Source organism: Anabaena sp. UHCC 0451 (assembly GCF_034931405.1).
In the GTDB taxonomy this organism is placed as follows: Bacteria; Cyanobacteriota; Cyanobacteriia; order Cyanobacteriales; family Nostocaceae; genus RDYJ01.
Genome location: NZ_JAYGHA010000028.1, coordinates 71,863 through 77,862, shown reverse-complemented (window position 1 = coordinate 77,862; position 6,000 = coordinate 71,863). Strand labels below are relative to the sequence as shown.

At 40.9% G+C, this 6,000-nt stretch carries 6 protein-coding genes and 1 tRNA gene; 3 read left to right on the top strand and 4 right to left on the bottom strand.

What is annotated here, in order from left to right:
- A partial coding sequence (locus VB694_RS18920; RefSeq protein ID WP_323361876.1) for a glycosyltransferase family 4 protein occupies positions 1-1,237 on the bottom strand: 1,237 nt, incomplete at its 3' end.
- Positions 1,238-1,302: 65 nt separating this feature from the next.
- The gene (locus VB694_RS18915; RefSeq protein WP_323361875.1) at positions 1,303-2,535 is read right to left on the bottom strand and encodes a tetratricopeptide repeat protein; all 1,233 of its coding nucleotides are present in this window, start codon (positions 2,533-2,535) and stop codon (positions 1,303-1,305) included.
- Here VB694_RS18915 and VB694_RS18910 point away from each other — a divergent pair.
- Together VB694_RS18910 and VB694_RS18905 are read left to right on the top strand one after the other, a co-directional pair.
- On the top strand, positions 2,516-2,683 hold the full coding sequence (locus VB694_RS18910) for a hypothetical protein (protein WP_323361874.1): 168 nt from the start codon (positions 2,516-2,518) through the stop codon (positions 2,681-2,683). The two genes, VB694_RS18915 and VB694_RS18910, sit on opposite strands and share 20 nt — an antisense overlap.
- Positions 2,684-2,835: 152 nt before the next feature.
- Complete coding sequence (locus tag VB694_RS18905; RefSeq protein ID WP_323361873.1) at positions 2,836-3,225, top strand: PqqD family protein; 390 nt, start codon at positions 2,836-2,838, stop codon at positions 3,223-3,225.
- A gap of 255 nt (positions 3,226-3,480) precedes the next feature.
- Here VB694_RS18905 and VB694_RS18900 read toward each other — a convergent pair whose 3' ends face one another.
- Both VB694_RS18900 and VB694_RS18895 read right to left on the bottom strand, forming a co-directional pair.
- Entirely contained in the window at positions 3,481-5,001 is a 1,521-nt protein-coding gene (locus tag VB694_RS18900; protein WP_323361872.1) for a serine/threonine-protein kinase, read from the bottom strand.
- Between the two features lie 59 nt (positions 5,002-5,060).
- The gene (locus VB694_RS18895) at positions 5,061-5,441 is read right to left on the bottom strand and encodes a DUF4359 domain-containing protein (RefSeq protein ID WP_323361871.1); all 381 of its coding nucleotides are present in this window, start codon (positions 5,439-5,441) and stop codon (positions 5,061-5,063) included.
- A 119-nt stretch (positions 5,442-5,560) separates the two neighbouring features.
- Between VB694_RS18895 and VB694_RS18890 the strand changes: the two genes are divergently transcribed.
- A tRNA-His gene (locus VB694_RS18890) sits at positions 5,561-5,633 on the top strand.
- Positions 5,634-6,000: the final 367 nt, after the last annotated feature.

The window sequence follows — 6,000 nt, the reverse complement described above, 5'->3', positions numbered from 1 at the left end:
TTGGATCTGGTAAAAGTTTTCCGGTATCTCCTAACTCCTCTGGAATACCACTGATAGCCGTTGCTATTACAGGCAAACCTTTGGCCATCGCCTCCATAATGGCTAAGGGCATTCCTTCAACGTGAGAGGGTAAGAGAAAAATATCGGCCGCTTCCAGTAAATCTGGAATATCCGCCCGTTCCCCCAGAAATTTGACCCGCTCACCAACACCGAGTTCTTCTAAATCCGTTTTTAGTTGCGTTTCTAAAGTACCGATACCAGCCCAGACAAAATAGAGTTTTGACCAGACAGGGAATTGTCGGAGTTGTGCGATCGCCTTTACCTGATGTTGATATCCTTTAACTGGATACATCCTTGCAGCTGTGAATATCACCACCCCATCCCAGGGGATACCAAGATATTGACGCAGACGTTCGCGGACTTCTGCAACACAGGGAACGAAATAATCCTCTGGTCTACCGTTATAGATCACTTGCCCCAGATTTTCTGGTAACAGAAACATTTCTCGCATTAACTGAAGATTGGCATGGGAGACGGAAATGACTGCTGCGGATGCTCGATAAATATCTGGCAATAAACATAGATAGGGTGCATAATATTTAGCCCAATCGGGAATGACACAGTGAATCACGCGAATGTAGGGAATTTGTAAGCTCATCGCTACCCAATTCGCCGCTAGGTCGTCTAAAGGATTGCCATCGGCGAAGATAATCAGGTCGGGTAACGTAGCAGCAACAATTTCCGCTACTTCCAAAGCATTGCCGAAGGTATAACCAAATTGATATGCGTCATCTTTCAGCCAGATATGTTTGATACCCAGAGCTTGTCTAGCTTGAATCAAATGATGATCCGCTTGAGTTTGAACGCAGATTACTTGATACCCTGAGTTCACAAGTCGAAGCATAAGCGCGTGACTGATTTGTTCTGCTCCATAAGTTCCAGGACAATTAGTATAAAGTAAAACTCTTGGTGCTTGGCCGATTTCTTGCCGTCGTTTGAGTGCTTTTCGATACTCTTCCCTGGCTTGATGGGGCGGAAACCAAACTTTGGCGATCGCTGTTTCTATTCCTTGCCCGTAAGTATCTATCGCTTGCTGTGTTTGTCCCGTTTGCACAAGTAATTGCACGAGGTTGAGATAAGCGGGTAGATAATCTGGTTGCAGTTGAATCGCTTTTTCGTAATTGGCGATCGCTTGCAGAGGTTTTCCCCGATTCTGCCATACCGTTGCGAGCTTCATGTATCGCTCGATCTCCGAATGAGTGGCATCCTTGCTAACTTCCATCTCAGTATTTACTCGCAATCTTAATATAATTCCATAACCCGTTGATATACCTCACTGTTTCGGAAACTTTCTAGAAAATACTCCGCCGATATCTTTGATCGGGTTTCACAGTGGTTTAAATAGTCATGGGTTTGGCGAATGAGTTCTAGATCCATCGCTTTTTCTGCCGCTTCCTCTAGCGTATGGAAATAGAAAGGATACTCTTCACCGAGATACTCAACAACCGGCGGTAAAGGATTGACTAACAGGGGAGTGGCCCTAGCAATACACTCAATAACAGCGGTATTTGCGCTTGCATTATATAGGTGAATAAAGCCAATATTCTCCGATAGTAACCGGTCGTATTCTTGATTCGATACGTGCGTCACATCCCGCGTATTCTCTAAAAAGAGTGAATCGAAGCGAATATTTTCCAATTCAATTTGCCGTTCCGTGAGTTGTTGCAGTTGATCGTCTGAATCCGGTGCAAAGGCGGAATTAAGTTTAATTTTCTCGTAGCCAAGGGCATTCTCGCGCGCGATCGGTAGTTGATAGATCGCAGTTAACCGACGCAACCACCAACCTAATTGGATAATTTTTTTATCAGACCTCTCAACAAATCGCTCAAAATTGAACTGTAATTCGGGAATTTCAGTGGGATAGATTAACGAGGAAACTGGACAATCGGTTTGCTTCCTCAGCCACTGAGCATAATATTCTGACAGGGTGAAAAGTCCCACGCAAGATTCGAGACTTTTTTGCCAATTATCCTTTTTGAACAAAAACTCAGGAGATCCGTGACTGAACAGTGAGGTGGGCATCTTCGGCGGATTGTGTAAAAAACCGACCCAAGGCTGCGTATAGGGTTCTTGTATCTTCCCGGTTCGCTGTTCTTGCCAAAAAAAAGTACTCTCTAAAAACCCATCAAACAAAATACCCTGACTATTGTGTAAGGGTTTGAGGGCGTGAAGTGCAAAGCTCCATCCACAGCGATGGACAACAATTAATTTTTGACCGTTTAGATTGAGCTTACCGTCAGGATTATCGATCAGCGCATCACTCGACACGACCTTAGACCATTTTCGGCGTTCCTCGAGGTGGCTCAAATGGATAGCTGCTTGCAAATGGTCGGGCTGTAGCTCTAGCACTTTTCGATAGCCAGCGATCGCACGTTCAATCTGTCCCTTACCTAGCCAGATCGAGGCGAGATTGAAGTTGATTTCTACTGGGTTGGCGATCGGTAAATTTTGGTTTGTGGAAGAATCTGAAATCATCGCTTTGTCTGAATGGTTAGCCCTTGCGAGGAGAGAATTTTCTGCCTATCAAATGGCTTATCGTGCTAAACTATACAACATTTCAATTAACGAAATAAAACAGAAGATAAAAAGCGGGCGGCGGCAGAAAAAAGCACGTCCGATGTAGAATATCTCTACTTGATCGCGCTGATTGAGTGGCACTGAATCAGCTACATTTTTATATTGCAAAATTACAGGTCATTTTCAATGCTTCAAAATTCGTTACGATTCAAAGTTAACAATCCGAATGTAGTCAGTGAAACGATAGACGGTGAAACGGTGATCGTTAGTCTCGATAAAGGAACTTACTATAGTTTAGATCGGGTAGGTGCTGATATCTGGAATCTGATCGAGCAAGAGAGTTCTGTGGGAAAGATAGTGGCGGCGATCGCACAGCAGTTTACCGGCGACTCGGAACTCATAGAAAGCTCAATCAAAACTCTCATCGCTCAACTGCAAGCGGAAGAATTGATTAGTCCTGTGGGTGCGAACTTAGGAGAAGATAATTTTACAGGAGTATCTATAGAGTCTAAGGTAATCAAAGAGGAATTCGTGCCTCCGGTTCTCCAAAAATATTCTGATATGCAGGAACTATTGATGCTCGATCCGATCCACGAAGTAGATGAAGCAGAAGGATGGCCACAAAAGAAGGAAGAATCTGTTATTTGACACTCCCCGGTAAATATTGTAGAGACGTTATACTCAACACGGCTTAATCATTTGATTCTGTGGGTAGGGGTTTAGCTCATGCTTTACCCCTACAAATCTAGGTTTTTCGTAATTTTGTAAAAGTCCATGTCTCAACCGTGTTTAGTATACATAGAATGTCTCTACAGGGATTTCAGGTGACGCATATTTAATTTTTACCAGATGTCCAGTGATTTTAGTTTTCACCGTAAAAGAGACGCAATAGCCGCTATCAGACTACTGTATTTTCAATAGAGCAGCACCCAAAGTATTCATGTGTTCCCAGGGTTTAGTTCCTCCCACCCAAGGATGTGAGGGTAGATGTCCCTTGGGTACTGATCGGTTTATTGACCAGCTAAAAAATAGATTGGGAGTGGAAGAAGAAGATTTATTTATATCCCAGCCAACAGTAGCGCAAAATTGAGGATAATCTCTACCACAGCTTTCATAGATTTCTACTTGCACACTGAAACCAAAATGTCCTTGACTATATTTTGTCCACAAATGATCAATGATCTGTAGATCTTCACAAGGAAAGCTTTCTAAGTCACTATTAGATAGATAAACTTTAGATAAAACCTGACGCATCACTTCCCAAGTTTCTTGATCTGCTTTTTGCCATTTTTTATACTTCAAGAAATTTTCTAACCGTTTGTAATCAACTCCTGCGGCTGAATGCAGGGTATTAACTGGTTGTTTAATTGGTTTTACTTGTGCGTTAATTGCCGCTAAAACTTCAGTTGCGGATTGGTAACGTTGAGGTAGAGCATTTTGCAGCAGTTTATCAAGAACTGTACACAAATGCTCAGAAACTTTATTTTCTGGTAGTAAATAATCTTGCCATACCCAGCGATCGCTTGTCACATCAAACAAATCAAAGGGAGAAATACCAGTTAATAGGTAAATGCAGGTTACACCCAAACTATAAAGATCACTGGCTGGTAAAGCCTTACCCCGCATTTGTTCAGGAGCCATATATTCCGCACTACCAACCGTTGTACCAGTATTTACCAAAGCTGTAGCGGTGATTTGTTTAGCAACTCCAAAATCAATCAGAACTAGCTCCCCTGGTGCAGAGTTGCTGGTGAGATTTGCGGCTTTTATCTGATTATTTGCTAAGGTTTTACTCTGTTTTTGCTGTGGAGAAAAAGCTTCAAGTCCACCAATAGTCATGGTAGAACCTTTATGTAATAGTGCTGTGTTGGTAATTGGTGGCGGATCTTCAGATTTATTACCTACTACTGGGGTATATCTTCGCATGATATTTGCTGGCTTGATATCCCGGTGAATTACTTGTTGAGCATGGATAAATTGCAGCACTGGTAATAAATCTTTGAGCAATTGCCAAATATTAACTTCAGCAAACACACCTTGCGCTTGCAATTCCTGTGCTAACGTCTGTCCCACAATTAATTCCTGCACTAAATACAGCTGGTTGTTTTGTTCAAAGTGTGCCAATAATTGGGGAATTTGCGGATGTTGTAACTCATCTAGGCGTAATGCTTCTTTGTGAAATAACTCCACCGCTTTTTTAAAATTAGCTTCGTTTGTATCTGAAAAATAAAGTTGTTTAATGACACATTTAGGTTGAGAAGGTATGTGTTTATCTATAGCCAAAAAAGTTCTGCCAAAACCACCGCTACCAATGGGATAAAGTGGAAAATAACGTTCTTTGAGTAGTATGGGCTTACCACATTTGATACAAAATCGAGCGTCATCTGGGTTGTGCAGGTACAGACAAGCAGTACAACAAATCATTAGTCATTAGTGAGTTGCAAAAGGCAGAAAAAAGGTAGAAGATTAATTTCTCCAGTCCCCTATTGCTGTTCAGCTTTATAAGTATAAAAGTTGTTAAATGCTCCTACTGATTCAAATTTATAACCGGGTATTAAATTATCAATCTTTAAATCAGTAGTATAAATACTGAAAACAATATAATTCTGTTGTTTTGTCGTACTAGCAATAACATCTCGTATTTGTGGGTTAACTGACTCAACCAACTGATCGCAATTAAATTGTATGAGATTTTGCAAGAAGTTAGGTGTTTTTTTGCAAAAATCCGTCTTCAAGTAAGTTGTCATTTTTTGTACCGCGTATTCTTCATATTTAGCCTGTTGAGGATTTGTCGTGGCCATCGCCACTCCCAAAACAGCTATACCTGCTGCTCCTACAGATGCAATCATCGTTGAGACTTTCATATACTTGCGATTGAGATATACTTTATTACACTTTAAAGACTACAAAGAAATTTAGTCAATTTCTGCTAAAAAAAATATTGATCATTTTTTTAAGTCGTGCTATATTCAAATAGTGAATGGCGAGCGTAGCCAAGTGGTTAAGGCAGTGGTTTGTGGTACCACCATTCGTGGGTTCGATCCCCATCGTTCGCCCTATAAAATTAAACCTCGTAATTGTGGTAAAAGCAGTACGTTTTATACCGGTTTTAATCTGTTATACAGTTACTTTTTTGCTTAAGAACCTTACTGCCAGCACTCTAGCAAGATATTAAACTTAGAGAGAGTTGACTCAAATGTTAATGCACTAGCATTGGAAATACCACTAATAAAGAGGGTAGCAGTGCTTATAACTAAAGTACAAGATTTCAGATTATTAGGTATGATGAAGTTCTTTTTCATGGAATTTTACATTTACCAGGAATCCTAAAAATTAATATAGCAGTAAATAAACATAGTTACGCAAAATTAAACACAACTAACCCGGATTTATCACCGCAATTCTCAAAGCCTGATAAAATCT

Excerpts from the sequence above, each read along its gene's own strand:
- VB694_RS18915 (WP_323361875.1), bottom strand. The coding sequence starts at position 2,535 with ATGATTTCAGATTCTTCCACAAACCAAAATTTACCGATCGCCAACCCA.
- VB694_RS18895 (WP_323361871.1), bottom strand. The coding sequence starts at position 5,441 with ATGAAAGTCTCAACGATGATTGCATCTGTAGGAGCAGCAGGTATAGCT.
- VB694_RS18900 (WP_323361872.1), bottom strand. The coding sequence starts at position 5,001 with ATGATTTGTTGTACTGCTTGTCTGTACCTGCACAACCCAGATGACGCT.